At 71.2% G+C, this 17,411-nt stretch carries 12 protein-coding genes; 4 read left to right on the top strand and 8 right to left on the bottom strand.

Annotation, left to right across the window (positions count from 1 at the left end; all coding sequences use genetic code 11):
- The first annotated feature begins 22 nt into the window (after positions 1-22).
- The gene (locus AB0H88_RS14140; protein ID WP_357644198.1) at positions 23-3,391 is read left to right on the top strand and encodes a BTAD domain-containing putative transcriptional regulator; all 3,369 of its coding nucleotides are present in this window, start codon (positions 23-25) and stop codon (positions 3,389-3,391) included.
- Here AB0H88_RS14140 and AB0H88_RS14135 read toward each other — a convergent pair.
- On the bottom strand, positions 3,360-3,881 hold the full coding sequence (locus AB0H88_RS14135) for a hypothetical protein (RefSeq protein WP_357644196.1): 522 nt from the start codon (positions 3,879-3,881) through the stop codon (positions 3,360-3,362). The two genes, AB0H88_RS14140 and AB0H88_RS14135, sit on opposite strands and share 32 nt — an antisense overlap.
- Positions 3,882-4,028: 147 nt before the next feature.
- On the opposite strand from AB0H88_RS14135, the gene AB0H88_RS14130 reads away from it, so the two are divergent.
- Positions 4,029-4,523 (top strand): VTT domain-containing protein, encoded by a 495-nt coding sequence (locus AB0H88_RS14130; protein WP_357644771.1) that lies wholly within the window; start codon positions 4,029-4,031, stop codon positions 4,521-4,523.
- A gap of 62 nt (positions 4,524-4,585) precedes the next feature.
- Complete coding sequence (locus AB0H88_RS14125; RefSeq protein ID WP_357644194.1) at positions 4,586-5,431, top strand: serine hydrolase; 846 nt, start codon at positions 4,586-4,588, stop codon at positions 5,429-5,431.
- 294 nt (positions 5,432-5,725) lie between these two features.
- Here the strand turns inward: AB0H88_RS14125 and AB0H88_RS14120 are convergent, their stop codons facing one another.
- From AB0H88_RS14120 to AB0H88_RS14105, 4 genes are all read right to left on the bottom strand, one after another.
- On the bottom strand, positions 5,726-7,309 hold the full coding sequence (locus tag AB0H88_RS14120) for an NAD(P)/FAD-dependent oxidoreductase (protein WP_357644192.1): 1,584 nt from the start codon (positions 7,307-7,309) through the stop codon (positions 5,726-5,728).
- Between the two features lie 439 nt (positions 7,310-7,748).
- The gene (locus AB0H88_RS14115) at positions 7,749-8,336 is read right to left on the bottom strand and encodes a hypothetical protein (RefSeq protein ID WP_357644190.1); all 588 of its coding nucleotides are present in this window, start codon (positions 8,334-8,336) and stop codon (positions 7,749-7,751) included.
- A 192-nt stretch (positions 8,337-8,528) separates the two neighbouring features.
- The gene (locus AB0H88_RS14110) at positions 8,529-8,900 is read right to left on the bottom strand and encodes a hypothetical protein (protein ID WP_357644188.1); all 372 of its coding nucleotides are present in this window, start codon (positions 8,898-8,900) and stop codon (positions 8,529-8,531) included.
- 92 nt (positions 8,901-8,992) lie between these two features.
- Entirely contained in the window at positions 8,993-9,595 is a 603-nt protein-coding gene (locus AB0H88_RS14105) for a hypothetical protein (RefSeq protein WP_357644186.1), read from the bottom strand.
- Between the two features lie 367 nt (positions 9,596-9,962).
- Between AB0H88_RS14105 and AB0H88_RS14100 the strand changes: the two genes are divergently transcribed.
- Complete coding sequence (locus AB0H88_RS14100; RefSeq protein ID WP_357644184.1) at positions 9,963-12,875, top strand: AAA family ATPase; 2,913 nt, start codon at positions 9,963-9,965, stop codon at positions 12,873-12,875.
- A gap of 50 nt (positions 12,876-12,925) precedes the next feature.
- On the opposite strand, the gene AB0H88_RS14095 is transcribed toward AB0H88_RS14100, so the two are convergent.
- The 3 genes from AB0H88_RS14095 to AB0H88_RS14085 form a co-directional block, all read right to left on the bottom strand.
- Positions 12,926-15,472: a M4 family metallopeptidase gene (locus AB0H88_RS14095; protein WP_357644182.1), complete on the bottom strand. Its 2,547-nt coding sequence runs from the start codon at positions 15,470-15,472 to the stop codon at positions 12,926-12,928.
- Between the two features lie 257 nt (positions 15,473-15,729).
- The gene (locus AB0H88_RS14090) at positions 15,730-16,590 is read right to left on the bottom strand and encodes an RNA methyltransferase (protein ID WP_357644180.1); all 861 of its coding nucleotides are present in this window, start codon (positions 16,588-16,590) and stop codon (positions 15,730-15,732) included.
- On the bottom strand, positions 16,538-17,311 hold the full coding sequence (locus AB0H88_RS14085; RefSeq protein ID WP_357644178.1) for a DUF4184 family protein: 774 nt from the start codon (positions 17,309-17,311) through the stop codon (positions 16,538-16,540). The genes AB0H88_RS14090 and AB0H88_RS14085 overlap by 53 nt, the downstream gene beginning before the upstream one ends.
- Between the last annotated feature and the right edge of the window lie 100 nt (positions 17,312-17,411).

Raw genomic sequence — 17,411 nt, 5'->3', positions numbered from 1 at the left:
CCCGCATAGCGTGGCGGCTGACATGGTGGCGTTCCGAGTTCTGGGGCCAGTCGAGGCGTACGAACACGACGACGAACTCGACCTCGGCGGGTTGCGGCAGCGGGCCGTCCTCGCCCGACTTCTCGTGGCCAGAGGTCAGGTCGTGCCGGTTGACACCCTCCTTTACGACTTGTGGGATGACGACACGGCCAAGGGAGCCCAGTCGGGGCTCCAGGTTTACATCTCCCGGCTGCGCCGGGTGCTGGAGCCGGGCCGTCCGCGTGGCGGGCCCAACCGCCTGCTGGTGACCGTCGCCTCCGGCTATGCGCTGCGGGTGGCGCCCGACCAGGTCGACGCGCTCAAGTTCGAGCAGTTGGTCAGGGCGGCGGGCGAGCACCTCGAAGAAGGCGATCCGCAGTCCGCGCGCGCCCGCCTGGAGAAGGCGCTCGGCCTGTGGCGGGGCACCCCCTACTCCGACTTCGCCGACCAGCAGTGGGCGGAGGCCGAGGTCAACAGGCTGACCGAGCTGCGGCTGGTGGCGCGCGAGCGGCACGCCGACACCGGGCTGCGCCTCGGCCTGCCCGCCGAGACCGTGCCCGACCTGGAGGCGCTCACCACCGAGCACCCGCTGCGCGAGGAGGGCTGGCGGCTGCTCGGCCTCGGCCTCTACCGCTGCGGCCGGCAGGGCGACGCGCTGGCGGCGCTGCGCCGGGCCAGGGGCATCCTGGCCGACGAGCTGGGCATCGACCCGGGGCCGGCGCTGCGCAAGCTGGAGTCCGACATCCTGGCCCAGGCGCCCGAGCTGGAGCTGAGCCTCGCGCCGCGGCCGTCCAGGCCCGTGCAGGCGCCCACCGACACCTGGCCGCCCCGGCCGGCCGTCCCGGTCGAGCCGCCGCCGCTGGAGCCCGAGCCGTTCGTCGGCCGCGACGCCGAGCTGGCCAGGCTGACCACGGCCGCCGCCCGCACCGGCAGGTTCCAGGTGGCGATCGTCGCGGGCGTCGCGGGCGCGGGCAAGACCACGCTGCTGCGTCAGCTCGACGGCAAGCTCACCGGCGACGGCTGGATCACCGCCTCCGGCGCCTGCCCCGACTCCAGCGCGACACCGCCGGGCTGGGCGTGGGTGGAGATCCTGCGCGCCCTGGTGGGGATGACCGGCGCGGGCGAATACGCCCAGCTGCTGGCGCCGCTGCTCGACGACGCCGACCCCGATCCCGACGACGACGAGGTGTCCGGCGGCTTCCGGCTGCACCGGGCGGTCGGCGGCTACCTGGCGGGGGTGGCGCGGCGCGCGCCGGTGCTGCTCACGCTCGAAGACCTCCACTGGGCCGACGACCAGACGCTGGCGCTGCTGCGCGCGCTGCCCAGCCTGCTGGCCACCAGCCGGGTGCTGCTCGTGGTCACCTGCAGGGAGAGCGAGCTCGACGACCGCCAGTCCGACGTGCTGGCCGCGCTCGCCCGGCTCGGCCCGGTGCGGGTCGGGCTGTCCGGCCTCGATCCCAAGGCCGTGGGCGAGCTGGTCAGGGCCACCTGCGTGCGCGAGATCGACGAGGACGCGGTCGAATCCATCGTCGAGCGCACCGGTGGCAACCCGTTCTTCGTGCGCGAGACCGTACGCCTGCTCGACTCCGAGGGCGCGGCCGACCGGGCCAGCGCGGTCGAGGTGCTGTCGCGGGTGCCCTCCGGGGTGCGCGACGTGCTGCGGCGGCGCATCTCCCGGCTGCCCGCCGGGGCCCAGCAGATCCTGTTGCAGGCGGCGGTGATCGGCCGCGACGTCGACGTCGACGTGCTGGTCGACGTGGCGGGCGACGAGGACGCCGTGGTGGAGGCGGTCGAGGCGGCGCTGCTGGCCGGGCTGGTGACCGAGCCGGGGCCGGGGCTGCTCAGGTTCGATCACGACCTGGTGCGCGACACGATCTACTCCGACGCGTCGCGGCTGCGCCGCACCCGGCTGCACGCGGCGGTCGCGTCGGTCATCGAGCGGCGCACGCCGTCCGACGTGGCGGCGCTGGCGCACCACTACTTCCTCGCCGACGCCGCCGAGAAGGCCGTCCACTACGCCGGGCTGGCCGCCGAGCAGGCCGAGCGCAGGTTCGCGCACCGCGAGGCCGCCACGCTGTGGGAGCAGGCCATCGCGGCGTTCGACCGCACCGCCGGCGACACCAAGGACCGGCTGCAGCTCATGCTCCGCCAGATCAGGGCCCTGGCGCTGTGCGGCGACATGACCGCGGCGCGGCTGCTGCGCCGCCAGGCCATGGACTCCGCGCTGCCGCTGGGCGACCTGGAGATCACCGCGCGGGTGGCGGCCTCGCTCGCCGTACCGCACAAGGGGATGGCCCGCGACTTCACCCGCACCGCGTGGGAGATCGTCGACGTCACCGAGAAGGCGCTGATGGAGCTCCCCGAAGGGGAGCAGACGCTGCGCGCGAGCCTGCTCACCACGCTGGCGCTGGAGCTGGAGGGCTCCTCCTCGCCCGAGCGCGGGCGGCAGGCGTCGCTGGAGGCGCTGGAGCTGGCCAGGCAGAGCGGCGATCCGACGCTGCTCGCGGCGGCCCTCAGCGGGCGGCTGCGCCAGTCCTACGACATCCCTGCGGTCGACACCCGCGAGAGCATCGGCCGCGAGCTGCTGGAGGTCGCCCAGCGCTCGGGGCAGATGGCCACGCAGGCGCTGGCCCACCTGGTGCTGCTCGAATGCGCGGCGGCCCGCGGCGAGTTCGCCATCGCCGACGAGCACGCCGCCGCGGCCGACCGGCTGGCCAGACAGTACGACCTGTCGGCGCCGGCGGCCGTCTGCGCCTGGTACTCCGGTCAGCGGCTGATGATCGCCGGCGACTACCGCGGCGCCGAGCGGGCCTACGGCGACGCGGCCAGGATGACCGAGCGGGCGGGCATGCTGGAGGGCCGCCAGGACCTGCCGCTGATCACCACGTTCTGCCTGCACCTGGTCGACGGCCGGGCAGCCGAGACGGTCGGGCAGATCGCCGCGGCCCACCAGCGCGGCGCGAAGTGGACCCTCGACGCCTACGCGCTGGCGCTCGCCTCCGCGGGTCGCGTGGGCGACGCCAAGGCCGTGGCCGCCGTACGCCCGCCGGTGCGGCCCGACTTCCTGTACGAGCTGGCGATGACCTGGCGGGCGCTGGCCGGGATGCTGCTCGACGACCGCGAACGGATGATCGACTGCTACGACAAGCTCAAGCCGTTCGCCGACCGCATCGCGGGCGCCGGCACCGGGGTCGTGGCGCTCTGGCCGGTGGCCCTGACGCTCGGCGACCTGGCGGTGCGGCTGGGCCAGCCGGACGCGTCGCGGGCCCACTATGAGAAGGCGCTGGAGGTGGCCGAGCGGGTCGGCGTGCCGCGCTGGGTGGAAGCGGCGCGGCGGTCGGTCAGCAACTCACCTGGAAGCGGTCGCTCTTGATGGTCTTGGCGCCCTCGACGGTGAGCTCGATGCGATACCAGCCGGGGTTGGCCGTGATGCTGGGGTTCCAGCGCACGGTCTTCCTCTCGCCGGCGAAGCCGTCGTAGTCGACGAAGTAGGAGTGCCAGGTGTTGGTGCCTGGGCTCCAGCGGGCCAGCTGCCAGCCGTACAGAACGGTGTGGTCAGGCTCGGGGTTGACCACCACGCTGCGGGCCATGTACGTCCTGACGCACCCGGCGTCGCCGCCCGGCAGCGCGCTGATGCTGATCTTGCCCGGCTTGGCGGCCTGGGGCGTCCAGGTGGTGGCCGGGTAGGTGATGGGCAGCTCGCGGGCCGACAGGGTGACCGTCTGCGCCGGGCGCGGCGCGGAGTTGGCGGTGTCGTAGGCCGAGAAACCGACATAGGCTCCGGTGAAGGCGAGGGCCGCCACGAAGAGCTTGGCCGTGCTGGCCGTGCCGGAGGCCAGAACCGCGGTGCTTCTCGTTGCCATGATCAACACTCCTTCTTCCTCACCTACAGTGGTACGCGAAGGTGGTTGAACGCTGGTTGTCGGCGAGTTGCACCCTGCTGTGGCGACGGCTTGCCCCTTGAAATAAGGTAAGGCTGACCTAAATCACGACGGGGGTGTGGGTCCTTGATGCGACGTCTGGCGATCACCATCGAACCCGTGGGGCCGATCTGGCTGGGAGTCGTGCTGATCATCGCCCTGTTCGGCGCGTTCCAGGCGTACTACTGGATCGGCCGCAGGCTCGGCGAGAAGCTGTACGACTCGCGCATCGGCGTCAACCTCGGCCGTGAGCGGATCGCTAAGGTCGAGCGGGTCGTCGAGAAGTGGGGCGCGTTCGCGGTCTATGGATGCTTCTGGGTGCCCATGCTCCGGCACACGCTGCCGTGGGTCGCCGGGGCCCTGCGGGTCTCCTACCCCTGGTACCTCGTGGCCAGCGCGCTGGGCTGTCTGACCTGGGCGCCCATCTGGTGGTTCGGCCTGAACGCGCTGGTCTGGGCCTGGCTCCAGGTAGCCGCGCGGTCGCCGATCACGGCGGCGGTCCTGGCGGTGCTGTTCGTCGGCGGGGTGATCGCGTTCGTCGTGTGGCGCCGGAAGAAGCGGGCGGACAAGGTGCTGGCCGCCTGAGTGTCCCCAAGTTGGGACAGAGTTCGGCATATTAAGCGGTGATCACCTGCGACCATGTCGGCATGCATATTGGGGGTTTCATCGGCGGCGCCGCACTCGCCGTGGTCGTGGGGATCTCGTCGCCCGCAGCGGCCGCGCAGGCGGCGGATCCGCCCGTTGTGGCGGCAAAGTCAGCGTATGTGGTCGATTCAGCGGGGACGATCCACTTCAACAAGCGGGAGACGAGCCGCGTCCCGGTCGCCAGCCTCGTCAAGGTGATGACGGCCTACGTGGTGCTCCGCGAGGCCAAACTGGGCGATACCATCACGATCACCGCGGCTGACGTCAAGCACGCGACCAAGTACGGAGGCACCACCGCCTCGCTGAAGAAGGGCGAGCGGCTCACGGTCAGGGACCTGCTGTACGGGCTCATGCTCCCGTCGGGGGCAGACGCCGCCAACGCGCTGGCCAGGACGTACGGGCCGGGCAACACGGCATTCGTCGCCAAGATGAACGCCGCGGCCAATCGCCTGCACCTGGCCGACACCCGCTACACCAACGCGGACGGCCTGCCCGTACCCAACAACGGCGGGTACTCCACGGCCGTCGACCAGACCAAGCTGGCGCAGGCGGCGCTCCGCGACACGACGTTCAAGACGGTCGTCGGGCGCGAGGTGCACAAGGTGACCAAGACGTCCGCGCACCGGGCGCACACCTGGCGCAACTCCAACAAACTGCTCACGCAGGCTGACGGGGTGCTTGGGGTCAAGACCGGCTACACGAACGCGGCGGGGTTCTGCCTGCTGTTCGCGGGAGAGCGCGGCGGCAGGCAGGTGGTGGGCGTGCTCCTCGGAGACCAGGACGCGCGCCGCTTCAGCACGGCTGAGAAGCTGCTCGACTACGCGGGAGAGCAGATCGCGGGTAGCTGATCCGGGCATCGATGATGACCTGGTGAGCGGCCAGGTCATCACCGACTCACGGCCGCTCCCGGCGAGGCGGCGGGGCTGCGGGGCTGCGGGGCTGCGGGGACCAGCCTGGTGGCCGGGCCAGACGGGCGGGCCGGGCCAGACGGGCCGGGCCAGACGGGCGGCCGGGCCAGACGGGCCGGGCCAGACGGGCCGGGCCAGACGGGCCGGGCCAGACGGGCCGGGCCAGACGGGCCGGGCCAGACGGGCCGGGCCAGACGGGCCGGGCCAGACGGGCCGGGCGGGCCAGACGGCTCCTCAGCTGCGGAGAAATCCCTGGTAGTCCTTGGCAGCCACCTCGCTGCATTTATCCCGATATACGCCAACACCGCCGACATAAGGCATGAAAACCCGAGGCTTCCCAGGGACGTTCGCCCCCATGTACCAGGAGTCGGCCCGCGGAAACAGCGTCAGCCCCGCGATCTCGTTCACCTGCTCCACCCACGCGTCCTCGGCCTGCGGATCCGCGTCGATGGCGCGCCCGCCCAGCCGATCCAGGCACTCGGCGATCCAGTCCACATGCTGCTCAATCGAGACGATCATGTTGCTCAGCACCGACGGACTCCCCGGCCCGGTGATCGTGAACAGGTTGGGAAAACCGGCGCTCATCAGCCCGAGATAGCTCCTGGGCCCAGCCCGCCATTTCTCCCGCAGCGACAGCCCGCCCTCACCCCGGATGTCGATGGCCAGCAGCGGCCCGGTCATCGCGTCGAACCCCGTCGCGTACACGATCACGTCCACCGGGTGCTCCCGCTCGGCCGTACGCACGCCGCCAAGGGTGAGCTCCCTGATGGGCGCGGTCCTGAGGTCGGCGAGGGTGATGTTCGGGTGGTTGTACGTGGCGTAGTAGCCCGTGTCGACGCAGAGGCGCTTGCTTCCTATGGGGTGGCCGCCGGGAAGGAGCAGCTCGGCCACCGCCGGGTTCCGTACCGTGGCCCGGATCTTGTCGTGGACGAAGCCGGCGGCCGTCCTGTTCGCCTCCTCGTTGATCATCAGGTCGGAGAACGAGCCGAGGAAGCCCAGGCCGCCACGCTCCCAGCGCGCCTCGAACTCGCGCCCCCGCGCCTCGTCCGTCACCGCCAGGGCGGAGTCGGGGTTCGGGTTGGCCAGGAGACCGCTGTGGGAGGTACGCAGCTGACGGCGGAGGTCCTGGTGGTTGGCCTTGAACCACTGCTCGTACTCCGGCGACAGCGGCCCGTTGCGCGCGGGGACGCTGAAGTTGGGCGTCCGCTGGAACACCGTCACGTGCTCGGCGCTCTCCGCGATGACCGGAATGGACTGGATGCCCGACGAGCCGGTGCCGATGACCGCCACCCGCCGCCCGGACAGGTCCACGCCCTCGGCCGGCCACCGTCCCGTGTGATAGCTCGGCCCCCGGAAGGAACAGGGCAGACCGGGCAGGTTGACCACGGACAGGCAGCCGACCGCGGTGACGAGGTAGCGGGCCGACAGACGCTCGCCGCCGCCGGTCTCGACCCGCCATGTTCCTGGCGCCTCCCAGGAGGCGGCCGTGACGCGGGTGTCCAGCTGGATGTCGGGGCGCAGGTCGAAGCGGTCGGCGACGTAATCGAGGTAGCGGAGAATCTCGGGCTGGGCGGCGTACCGCTCGGTCCAGCTCCATTCGCGCTGGAGGTCCTCGGCGAAGGAGTAGGAGTACTGCAGGCTCTCGACGTCGCAGCGGGCTCCGGGGTAGCGGTTCCAGTACCAGGTGCCGCCGACACCGCGGCCCGCCTCCAGGACGCGGGCCGCCATGCCCAGGCCGCGCAGGCGGTGGAGCATGTACAGGCCGGCGAATCCGGCGCCGATGATGATCACGTCGTGGTCGGTCGATCCTGCGGTCATCGCGCCTCCATCGGCGATCGAGATGGACCTCCCCTCTAGGAGAACACGGCCCGTACAGGGGAGCACGGCCCACCGAAACGCCCTGAGGCGGTGCCGTCTTAGGGCTATCCCCTGGCCGGGCCCTGAGGTGCCCGGCCCGTCAGCCGATCTAGGCTGGATCCCACCTGCGGCCCGAGGCGCGCGTGGTGGCTTCCTCCATCGAAAGCGGGGGGGTTCGATGGTTCAAGCGCCATTCGCCCAAGGAGCTGACGGCAGGTGGGCGATTACCGGCTCTGCGGACGGCTCGGCTCCGGCGGACAGGAAGCCGTCTGAAGCCGGCCACCTGATCCGGAGCCAGGCCCGACCCGGAGCGAGAATCGACCCGGGGACAGGCCCGGACCGGAGCCAGGCCCGACTCGGGGACAGGCCCGGACCGGAGCCAGGCCCGAGCAGGGATTTCTCACGTCCGGATCGATTTCGGCGTGGTGCCCGTCGGCGGGCGCAGCTTCAGGCGTCCAGGTGGCCCGGTCGGCGGCGCGGGCGGCTCGGCCGAGGGTCGTCCCGTAGGTGCCGGTGGCGGCTCCGTCGCCGCCAGGCACCCCCGGCACGGCGCCCAGAGGAAGCCCGACCAGGCCGAGGAGCCGTCCCACGCCGACCCGGTCCACTGCCACGACCAGGCGGTCGTCGCGTAGTAGCGGTTCTCGCCGCAGGCACCGCCCCAGCCCCAGGTCGGGGCGAACGTGAAGGAGGACGAGCCCGACACCTGCCCGGTGCCGCCGCACTGCACCCAGGTGCCGCCGTCCCAGTAGTAGAGGAGGTTCTCGCTGACCTGCGTGGTACGCCACCGGCTGCCGTCGCGGTAGGAGAAGCCGTCGGCCCCGGTGTGCACGCCGTCCGGCAGGAACTCCACTCGTGACCGGGTGCCGTGCTCATAGCCGCCCGTGCTGGACGTGGCCCAGTCGTAGCTGAAGATCCAGTAGTCGGGTGTCCCTGTTCCTCGAACGTGGGCTTCCAGATGTAGTCGTCGATGTCCTCGTCGTAGGCGCATTCCCAGGTCTCGCCGCTGACGGTGACGATGTCGTCCTGCGCCGCCTCAGTGCACAGATCGCCGGGGTAGTCGGCGTACGCGGCGCCCTGGCCTATGGCCAGGGTCGCCGCCATGAGTAAGAGGGTGGTGAGCACGTGCCGCCAGCTGCGGAACGGCCCTCTCATAACGTATGCTTCCGTTTTTTCTTCCTGATCATCCGCACAAAGTAACTTCGGCCCAGGAAACCGTCAAGGCACCTATCGTTTCCCAATAAGCCGGGAACTTACCGACTCGAAGCCATGCTGCCCGCAGCGTGAACTGCACGGTCGCGTGCTCTTCTGAATCGCCGTTGATATCGACCCGGAAGGCCGGATCGGTGCCGTCGACGTCATAGGACGTGGCGGCGAAGGGCGAGATGAACCAGTTAACGCGCACATTTCGCGCGTTCAGCCGCCCGTCCAGGCAGTCGCCGGGTCTGGTATTCGGCCGACTCGACCGATCGTTCGCCAGCTTGACGTCGACGGACAGGTGGCGAAAACCCTGCGGCCGATCGTCTTCCTGGCCATGACTCTCTCTCCTGCTCATCGGTGGTGGGCTCATCGGCGGTAGGCGGTGGGTGCGGGGAATCCCGCACCCACCGCTCGGCGAATCCGCTGGTAGTTCGACTGCCGCCTGGGTTACTCAGGCAGGAAGTAGGTGAACTGCCCGCCCGCGTGGTTACCGCCGCCGATCACGACATTGGTATGGAAGACGGGGTCCGTTCCGCTGGCATCGCCGGAATTGCCACCAGAGAACGGGTTGTCCCAGTGCGCATGGATCCGCTTGGTGTTGTTGCTCGCGGGATCGCAGTTCTCGGTGATGTAGTCGGCTTCTCCTTCGGTTCCGGTGCCGACCCCGTTCGACTCGGATTCCCAGCTGACGAGCCGGCCCGACTTGATCCGCTCCGGCGGCTTCCTGCTCCACTCGCCGTGGTCGAGCCGGAACGTGACGATCTTCAGGTCGCAACCCGTGTTGTTGCTCAAGAAGACCTCGAAGCTGATGAACGAACGGGCGGAACCGGCGCTCGCACTCGCTCCGGCCGCGGATGCGATCAGGCCGGCCGACAACAACCCCGTGGCGATGACGGCGCTGCCGAGCCTGCGCATCCCGCGCCTGGTGATGCCTTTACTGTGCATTTCCGTTCCCCTTTTTAGGGCGATGAGCTCCTGACTCCTTAAAGTTAGGAGGGATTCGACCGCGCCCACATACCCAGCCTTGGGGATTGCCCCGGCACCGCGCATGACACTATGATTCCGAGTGCCGCTGAAATATGGGGCATCGCGCATAAGAGAAATACAGCCGCCACGCACCCAAATCGCCCGGCGCCCTTTATCGGCCACCTGAACATCCGGGGACAGCGGCAGAAACTTGGGACATATCCGTGGATCGCCACTCCGCCGAGGTTCGGCCGAGAGAGCGGCTCGGGCTCATCGGGATGCGCACAGCCTCGTCAGCGCGCTGACAGCCCCGAGCCAAGCGTCGGCGCCCCGTCCGCTTTATAGGGTTGTGGGAGGATATGCCAGTAAAGCGAGGGTTGACCGTAGATGACTGGTAGTAGATAACGGTATTCCGGCACGGGCACCAAAACCCGGACCCTCGGAGACGCCGATGACGAGTGTCGCCAGTCCCGCGATGGTCGGACGCGAAGCGCCGTTGCGAGCACTCCTCGGCGCGATCACCCGACCGCCCGCCGTGGCCCTGGTGGAGGGCGAAGCGGGGATCGGCAAGACTCGGCTGGTCCGGGCGGCCATCGACGTCCTGCGCGACGGCGGGCGCACCGTGCTGCTCGGCCACTGCCACCAGCTCAGGGAGCCGTTCCCGTACGGCCCGGTGTTCGACGCCCTGCGCCACCTCGCCGCCGCCCTGCCCGGGACCGAGGCGCTCAACCCGGTGGCCGGGGCGTTGCGCGGCTACCTCCCCGAGCTCGCCGGACACCTGCCGCCCTCACTACCGCCGGTCGGCGACCCGCGGGCCGAGCGGCACCGCCTGTTCCGCGCGGTCCACGCGCTGCTGGACGCCGCGGCGCCGGTCGTCCTGGTGGTGGAGGACCTGCACTGGGCCGACGACGGCACCCGGGACCTGCTGCGGTTCCTCACCCAGCAACCGCCCGAGGGCCTGGCGCTGGTGGTGACCTTCCGGCGGGAGGACCTGCCCGGGTCCGGACTGCCGCTGGGCCACGCCTACCGGCATCCGCCGGGCGCCAACAGCGTGGTGATCTCGCTCAAGCCGCTGGACGTCGAGGCCGTCAGGACCCTGACCAGCACGCTGCTCGGCCGCTCCCAGGTGACGTCGTGCTTCGCCGCCAGGCTGCGCGAACGGACGGCCGGTGTCCCGTTCCTCATCGAGGAGGTCGTCCGCTCGCTGCTCGACGGTGACGGCCAGTTCCCCGGAGGTGTGGAGGAGCCGGAGGCGCTCGACCGCATCGCGGTGCCGCTGCTGCTCCGCGAGGCGATGGCGGAGCGGCTCGCGGACCTGTCGCCGCCCGCGCTGCGCGCAGTGCACGCCGCCGCCGTACTCAAGCTACCCGCCGACGAACCGCTGATCGCCGCCGTCTCCAGCACCGCCGGCGACCCCCCGATCGCCGACAAGAGCGGCACCCCCGAACAACCGCCGATCGCCCCCGCCGGGGCCGCCCTGCGCGAGGCGCTCAAGGCCGGCGTCCTGCTGGAGCACCCCGACGGCCAGTACGGCTTCCGCCACGCGCTCGCCCAGCAGGCCGTCTACGACGCGATCCCCGGCCCCGACAGGCAGCTCACCCACAGACGGGCCATGGCGGCCCTGGCCGCCCTGGACCCGCCGCCGCTCGTACAGCTCGCCTACCATGCCAGACGCGCGGGCGAATACGAGGCGTGGCGCAGGCACGGCGTCGCCGCCGCGGACCAGGCGGCGGCGCTGGGCGACGTACCGCTCGTGGTCGAGCTGCTGGAGGGCATGCTGGCGGACCCCAAACTGCCGCGCGAGGCCCGCGGCCCGCTGGCCCTCCAGCTCAGCCGGCTCGCGACGATCGGGCTCTCGCATCGGCGCGCCGTGCGGATGCTCCGCCGCCTGCTGTCGGACGACTTTCTGGCCGGGGCCGTTCGCGGCGAGGCCCGGCTGAACCTGGGCGTACTGCTGGCCAACCAGGCGGGCGACATAGCGGCGGGACGCCAGGAGGTCCTCGCCGCGCTCCCCGACCTGGCGGGCCGGCCCGGCATCGCCGCCAGAGGGCTGGCCCTGCTGGCGATGCCCGCCTGGGGCGGCGAGCCGATCGCCACCCACAAGAAGTGGATGGACCAGGCCGAGAGCCTCCTCGTCGCAGTCGCCGATGAGGACCCCGAGCTGACGGCGACGGTGTACGTCAACAAGGTCACCTTCGCCATGCTCGTGGGCGCGCCCGACGCCTTCGCGCTGGCCGACACGCTGCCCGTGAGTGATCCGTCGGCGGCGGTACGCAGGCAGGCCGCGCGCGGCTACTCCAACCTGTGCGACGCGGCGACCGCGCTCGGCCACTACGGCCCGGCCGGCCGGTTCGCACGCGAGGGCAGGCGGATCGCCGGGGAGACCGGCGCCCTGTACCCCGCCTACCTGGTGGAAGTGTCGTCGATCAAGCTCGACTGGCTGACCGGACGCTGGGACGGCCTGCGGGAGCGGGCGCTCGCGGCGGTCGAGATGACCCCCGATACGCCGCTGCTCAGTGTGGACGCCCGCCTGGTACTGGGCATGCTGGCGCTGGCCAGGGGCGAGTGGCAGGAGGCCGGCGAGCACCTGGAGGCGGCCGGTCCGCGCGAGCCGGACTCGGCCTTCCTCCCGGTCGCGGCCGCCGCGTCCGGCGGGCTGGTCGAGCTGCACCTGACCCACGACTGCGTGGACGACGCGCTGTCGGAGGCCGACAGCGCGGTGACCAGGCTGCGGCACAAGGGCGTGTGGGTGTGGGGCGAGCAGGTGGTGCCGGTGGCCGTCACCGCGCTGCTCAGGGCAGAGCAGCCCGCCCAGGCCGCCGAGCTGGTGGCCGAGTTCGCGGCGGGCGTCGAGGGCACGACCGCGCCGGCGGCCGAGGCGGCGCTGGAGTCGGCGCGCGGCGCGCTGGCCGGGGCGGGCGGCCGGTTCGAGGAGGCCGCCCGCTACTACGGCCGGGCACGGGCCGCCTACGAGGCGATGCCCAGGCCGTACGGGGCGGCTCGGGCGGCGGAGGCCGAGGCGGGCGCGCGGCTCGCGCTCGGCGACAGGGCGGCCGCCGCGGAGGTCCTCGCGCACGCGGACGAGCACTACACCGCGCTCGGCGCCACCCACGACGCGGCGCGCTGCCGCCATCTGCTGCGGGAGATCGGCATGGGCGGTCGGCCACGCCGGGGACGGAAGGCGGCCGGCGGGGTGCTGTCGCCCAGGGAGAGCGAGGTGGCCAGGCTGGTCGTGCTCGGCCGGACCAACAGGGAGATCGCCGAAGTGCTGTTCCTGTCACGTCGCACGGTCGACACCCATGTGGCGCGGGTGCTGCAGAAACTCGGCGTCCGCACCCGTAACGAGGTGGCTCTCCCTCCATGAGCCAAGCCCCGGCCGGATGACCGGCCGGGGCTGTGGTGTGGTGCCGTGCGTCAGAGGGTGATGCTCCAGGTGTCCAGGCGCCCGGTGTCAAGGAAGTAGTCGTCGGTGACTTCGAGCACCCAGGTGCCCGCCGCCTGCTGGCTCACCGGGATCGAGTACGTCCTGGTGCCGTACGAGGTGCAGCTGGTGCCGCCGGAACCGTCGACCGAGTACCACGTACCGTTCGGCCCGCGGAGCCGGATGTCGAGATCCTCCGCGCAGGTGTGCGCGATGGTGACCGACAGCTTGACCGGCGAGACCGCCGTGCCCGTCGCCGTGGAGGTGATCGGGCTCTGTATGGTGGCGAAGTCGTTGATGGCGTAGTCGGTGCCGTTGGTGAACGTCCTGCCGCCCGAGGTGCCCTGCACCGTGAGCGCGTAGGTCGTGGTGTGCGTCGCCGTCACGCCGGTGCCGGTCACGGTCACCGTGTACGAGCCGGCGGGCGTGGTCGGCGCGGTCGAGATCGTCAGGGTGGACGACCCGCCCGAGGTCACCGAGGCCGGGTCGAAGGCGGCCGAGGCGCCCGTGGGGAGACCGCTCGCGGCCAGGTTGACGGCCTGCGCGGTGCCGGCCGTCGTGGTGGTGCCGATCGTGGTCGTGGCCGAGGAGCCGGCCTGCACCGTGCCAGACGCCGGGTTGGCCGAGATCGAGAAGTCGCGCGTCGCGGTGCCGACCTGGAGGGTGTAGACAGCGGTGTGCGTGGCCGACCCCGCGCCGGTGACGGTGATCGGGTACGAGCCCTGAGCCACCGAGGAGCCGACGGACAGGGTCAGTGTCGAGGAGTTGCCGGAGGTGACCGACGACGGGCTGAAGCTCGCCGTCACGCCACTGGGCTGCCCGGAGGCGGTCAGGTTGACCGTCTGGGCGCTGCCGGACGTGGTCTGGGTGTTGACCGTGGCGGTCACCTGCTGGCCGGGCTGCGCGCTGCCGGTCGACGGGTTGAGCGAGAGCGAGAAGTCGTTGCCGGGAGTGCCGCAGGCGGGCTCGCCTGACGCCGCCGCCACGCTCACCGCGCTCCACGCCGCCTTGGTGGTGTTGCACTCGGCGCTGTTGGCGCCGAACAGCTCGATCGCGGCCGCGACGGAGGCCGCGCGGGCGTTGGTGTAGCGCCAGCTGGAGGTCTTGCGGTTCAGGGCGCCCAGGTAGATCTGGCCGGCCTTCTGCACGCCGACGCCGGTCACCGATGACGGGCCACCGGAGCAGATCGGGCTGGTCGGCTTGCCGCCGCCGGGGTTGTTGCCCTCGGCCAGCAGGTAGAACCAGTGGTTCAGCGGACCGGCCGCCGCGTGCACCTCGGTGCTGGGGATCGAGGAGGAGTAGCAGTTCGGGTCGCCGAGCGCGCTCGGGTTGTACATGTTGCGGATCGGCCCGTCGCCGACGAGGTCCACCTCTTCGCCGACCAGGTAGTCCGGCGGGTCGTTGGGGTTGTTGGCGTAGTGCTCGGTCAGGGCGCCGAAGATGTCACCGGTACCCTCGTTGATGCCGCCGTTCTCGTTTCCGGAACCGGCCCCGCCGGGCGTGGTCTGGAAGATGGCGTGCCCGAACTCGTGCGCCACCACATCGATGTTGGTGGCCTGCCGGGCGTTGTCCTGGCTGTGGCCGAAGTTGGTGTAGCTGCCGTTCCAGTAGGCGTTGACGTCGGCCAGGCCGACGCGGGCGGGGAAGCCCCTGCCGCTGCCGTTGATGCCGTCGCGGCCGAGCCAGTCACGCAGCATGTCCCACTCGCGCTGGACGGAGTAGAGCGCGTCGACGCAGCCGGTCTCCAGGTTGGTGCCGCTGCCGGTGCCCCACGCGTCGTCGGTGCCGGTGTAGGCGGTGCCGCCCTGCCCGCCGCACTGGAGGCCGGGCCTGGTCGTGTCGGTCATCGAGTACGAGCTGCCGGAGCCGCTCGTGTTGATGGTGACCTGGCCGTAGTAGTAGCCGTTGCCACTGCCCTCACGCACCAGGTCGTAGGAGTCGGCGATCTTGCCGGTCCGGGCGTCCACGAACACGTGCTGGATGCTCGGGCGGCCCTTGACCAGGCCGCTGACGACGGCTTCCCAGCTCAGCGTGGGCTTGCCGGTCCAGGCGAGCACCACCAGGCGCGGGGCGGCGGAGTCGTCGACGCGCGAGAGCCGGGTCTTCGCCACCTCCGTCGCCCGCTCCGCGCTGATCGTGGCCGTGGTCCGCACCTTCTGGGCGCTTGGCCCGGCCGCCGCGACGGTGTCGCGGACGTGCCCCGCCGAGTCGGTGACGACGACCGCGTCCCCGCCGACCACCGGCAGTCCCTTGTAGGAGCGTTCGTAGCCGACGAAGTACATGTCGCTGGTGCCGCGGGTGACCGACACGCGGCTGTACGCCTCGTCAGGTCCCTTGGCCAGTTTGTCGAGGCCGCTGGAGACGGCCTTGTCGGCGACCGCCGCCGCGAGCGAGGCCGGGTCGGCCGCCGCTCGTGCCTGCGCGCCGGAGTCTTCCTTGCCGGCTCCGGGTGGGGCGGCGTACGCGGTGGGGACGGCGAGAGCCATGGACGCGGCTGTGGCGAGTCCCACGGCCGCGGCGGCTAAGGCAGTGCGTTTCACGCGTGATGCTCCTTTCGGCGTTTCCCGGCCGCCGCGGCGTGCGCGCGCACGCCGACCACGCCGCCTCAGGGATCGCCTGGGCCGCGGAACCGACCGGGAAAGGGGGGTGGGTGAGGGAGCGGTTTGAGCGCCGAACCGTTGACCTTGCTGCCGCCAGACGCTAAGCGCTGCGATCAGGCGTGCAAATACGTATGTGCATCGGTAGCCATACCGATCTTTCGATCAGCCCTGGTCAGAGCGCCCGAGAGGGCCAGTCCCTAGAGCCGGGCGCCGCTGCGCATGAGGCCGTGGCAGGCGATGGCGGCCGCCGCCACCACGTTCAGCGAGTCCACGCCGGCCGCCATGGCCGCGGGACTCATGGGAATGCACACGGGCTCATCAGCCTCTTGCGACCACCGCGAGGACAGGCCGTCGCCTTCCGAGCCCAGCAGCAACGCCACCCGATCCGTCATCTTGACCGCGTCCAGAGGCGTGGCGCTCTGATCAGGGGTCAGCGCGAGCAGCTGATAGCCCGCGTCACGCATCTGCTCCAGCCCGGTGTACCAGTTGTCCATCCGCGCGTACGGGATGGAGAACACCGCGCCCATCGAGACCTTCACCGACCGCCGATACAGCGGATCAGCGCACCGAGGGGACAGGATGACCCCATCCACTCCCAGCGCGGCGGCGCACCTGAAGATCGCGCCGACGTTCGAGTGGTCCACGAGGTCCTCCAGGACCACCGTGCGTGAGGTGCCCGCCAGCACCCGCTCCACCGAAGGCAGCGGCAGGCGCTCCATCGACGCCAGCGCTCCCCGGTGCACCTGGAACCCGGCGACGCCCAGCATGGTCTCGTCGCTCACCACGTACACCGTCGCGTCCCCGAGCACGTCCGCCAGCGGTTCCAGCCAGCGCGCGGTCGTCAGGACCGATCTGATCGGGTAGCCGGCGCCGATCGCGCGTCTGATCACCTTCTCGCCCTCGGCCACGAACAGGCCGCGCTCCGCCTCCAGGCTCTTGCGCAGGTCCACGTCCCTGAGCCGGGTGTAGTCGGTCAGGCGTGGGTCGGCGGGGTCCGTTACGTAGTCAGGCACCTTCAGATACTGCCACGAGGCGCTTGACCTGCCAGACCGCCGCATAGCAGCTGAGCACCAGGCAGAGACCCACGAGGGTGCCCGCGCCCACCTTGGTGATGACGCTGGCCATGCCGAGTTTGGGTACGGGCTCGTCGACCATGGGCCATAGGAAGGCGCCCGCGACGGTGCCGGCCGTGCACAGGGCCAGGACCGCCCGTCGTACGCCCGCGTGGAGCCGCAGCCGGTCGGGGACGGTCGCGGCGCCCATCCGGGTGAGGCCGCGCCAGGCCCACCACACGACGATGGCCAGGCCCACCACCGAGGAGGTGTACTGGAGCAGACGGAACAGCCGGATCACCCCGAACACCGACACCTCCAGCCATGCGCCCCACTCGGCGGGGCCGGTGGAGTGGGTGAAGGAGTCCCACAGGACGTGGGAGCCGGCGCCGATCAGGGCGCCGGCCAGGACGGCCGGCAGGTCGCGGAGGCGCGGCGGGAGCAGGGTCGCGGCGCGGCCCGCGAGGGCGGGTGGGAGCAGGGAGATCAGCGGCTCACGGAAGAAGAGGTGGAACGTGGCCAGCAGGATGAGGACGGCGGCCAGGTCGATGGTGACGACGCCGTGCCAGGAGTGCCAGTTGGTGTAGTCGGGCAGGAACGGCAGGAAGATCGGCAGGTCGGGGACCATCGCGCCGATCGCCAGCGCCCACGGGTTGGCCAGCCTGCGGAACAGGGGCGACGACACCAGGGGAAGCACCGCCGCGATGTGACTGGGCGTGAACGGCATCGGCCCCAACCCCTCCCCCGTAGCTGATCTTCGAAGATTACCTCGCGAACCTTGAACAAGCTTTGCTCGTACGCCCTAAAGTCACCATTAGTAATGGGTA

This window comes from Nonomuraea sp. NPDC050680, from assembly GCF_040654555.1.
In the GTDB taxonomy this organism is placed as follows: Bacteria; Actinomycetota; Actinomycetes; order Streptosporangiales; family Streptosporangiaceae; genus Nonomuraea.
This window is presented reverse-complemented; position numbering and strand designations above follow the sequence as displayed.

Coding starts and splice junctions, on each gene's coding strand:
- AB0H88_RS14140 (WP_357644198.1), top strand. CDS start 23: ATGGTGGCGTTCCGAGTTCTGGGGCCAGTCGAGGCGTACGAACACGAC.
- AB0H88_RS14135 (WP_357644196.1), bottom strand. CDS start 3,881: ATGGCAACGAGAAGCACCGCGGTTCTGGCCTCCGGCACGGCCAGCACG.
- AB0H88_RS14130 (WP_357644771.1), top strand. CDS start 4,029: ATGCGACGTCTGGCGATCACCATCGAACCCGTGGGGCCGATCTGGCTG.
- AB0H88_RS14125 (WP_357644194.1), top strand. CDS start 4,586: ATGCATATTGGGGGTTTCATCGGCGGCGCCGCACTCGCCGTGGTCGTG.
- AB0H88_RS14120 (WP_357644192.1), bottom strand. CDS start 7,309: ATGACCGCAGGATCGACCGACCACGACGTGATCATCATCGGCGCCGGA.
- AB0H88_RS14115 (WP_357644190.1), bottom strand. CDS start 8,336: ATGCGCCTACGACGAGGACATCGACGACTACATCTGGAAGCCCACGTT.
- AB0H88_RS14110 (WP_357644188.1), bottom strand. CDS start 8,900: ATGAGCAGGAGAGAGAGTCATGGCCAGGAAGACGATCGGCCGCAGGGT.
- AB0H88_RS14105 (WP_357644186.1), bottom strand. CDS start 9,595: ATGCGCGGTGCCGGGGCAATCCCCAAGGCTGGGTATGTGGGCGCGGTC.
- AB0H88_RS14100 (WP_357644184.1), top strand. CDS start 9,963: ATGACGAGTGTCGCCAGTCCCGCGATGGTCGGACGCGAAGCGCCGTTG.
- AB0H88_RS14090 (WP_357644180.1), bottom strand. CDS start 16,590: ATGCGGCGGTCTGGCAGGTCAAGCGCCTCGTGGCAGTATCTGAAGGTG.
- AB0H88_RS14085 (WP_357644178.1), bottom strand. CDS start 17,311: ATGCCGTTCACGCCCAGTCACATCGCGGCGGTGCTTCCCCTGGTGTCG.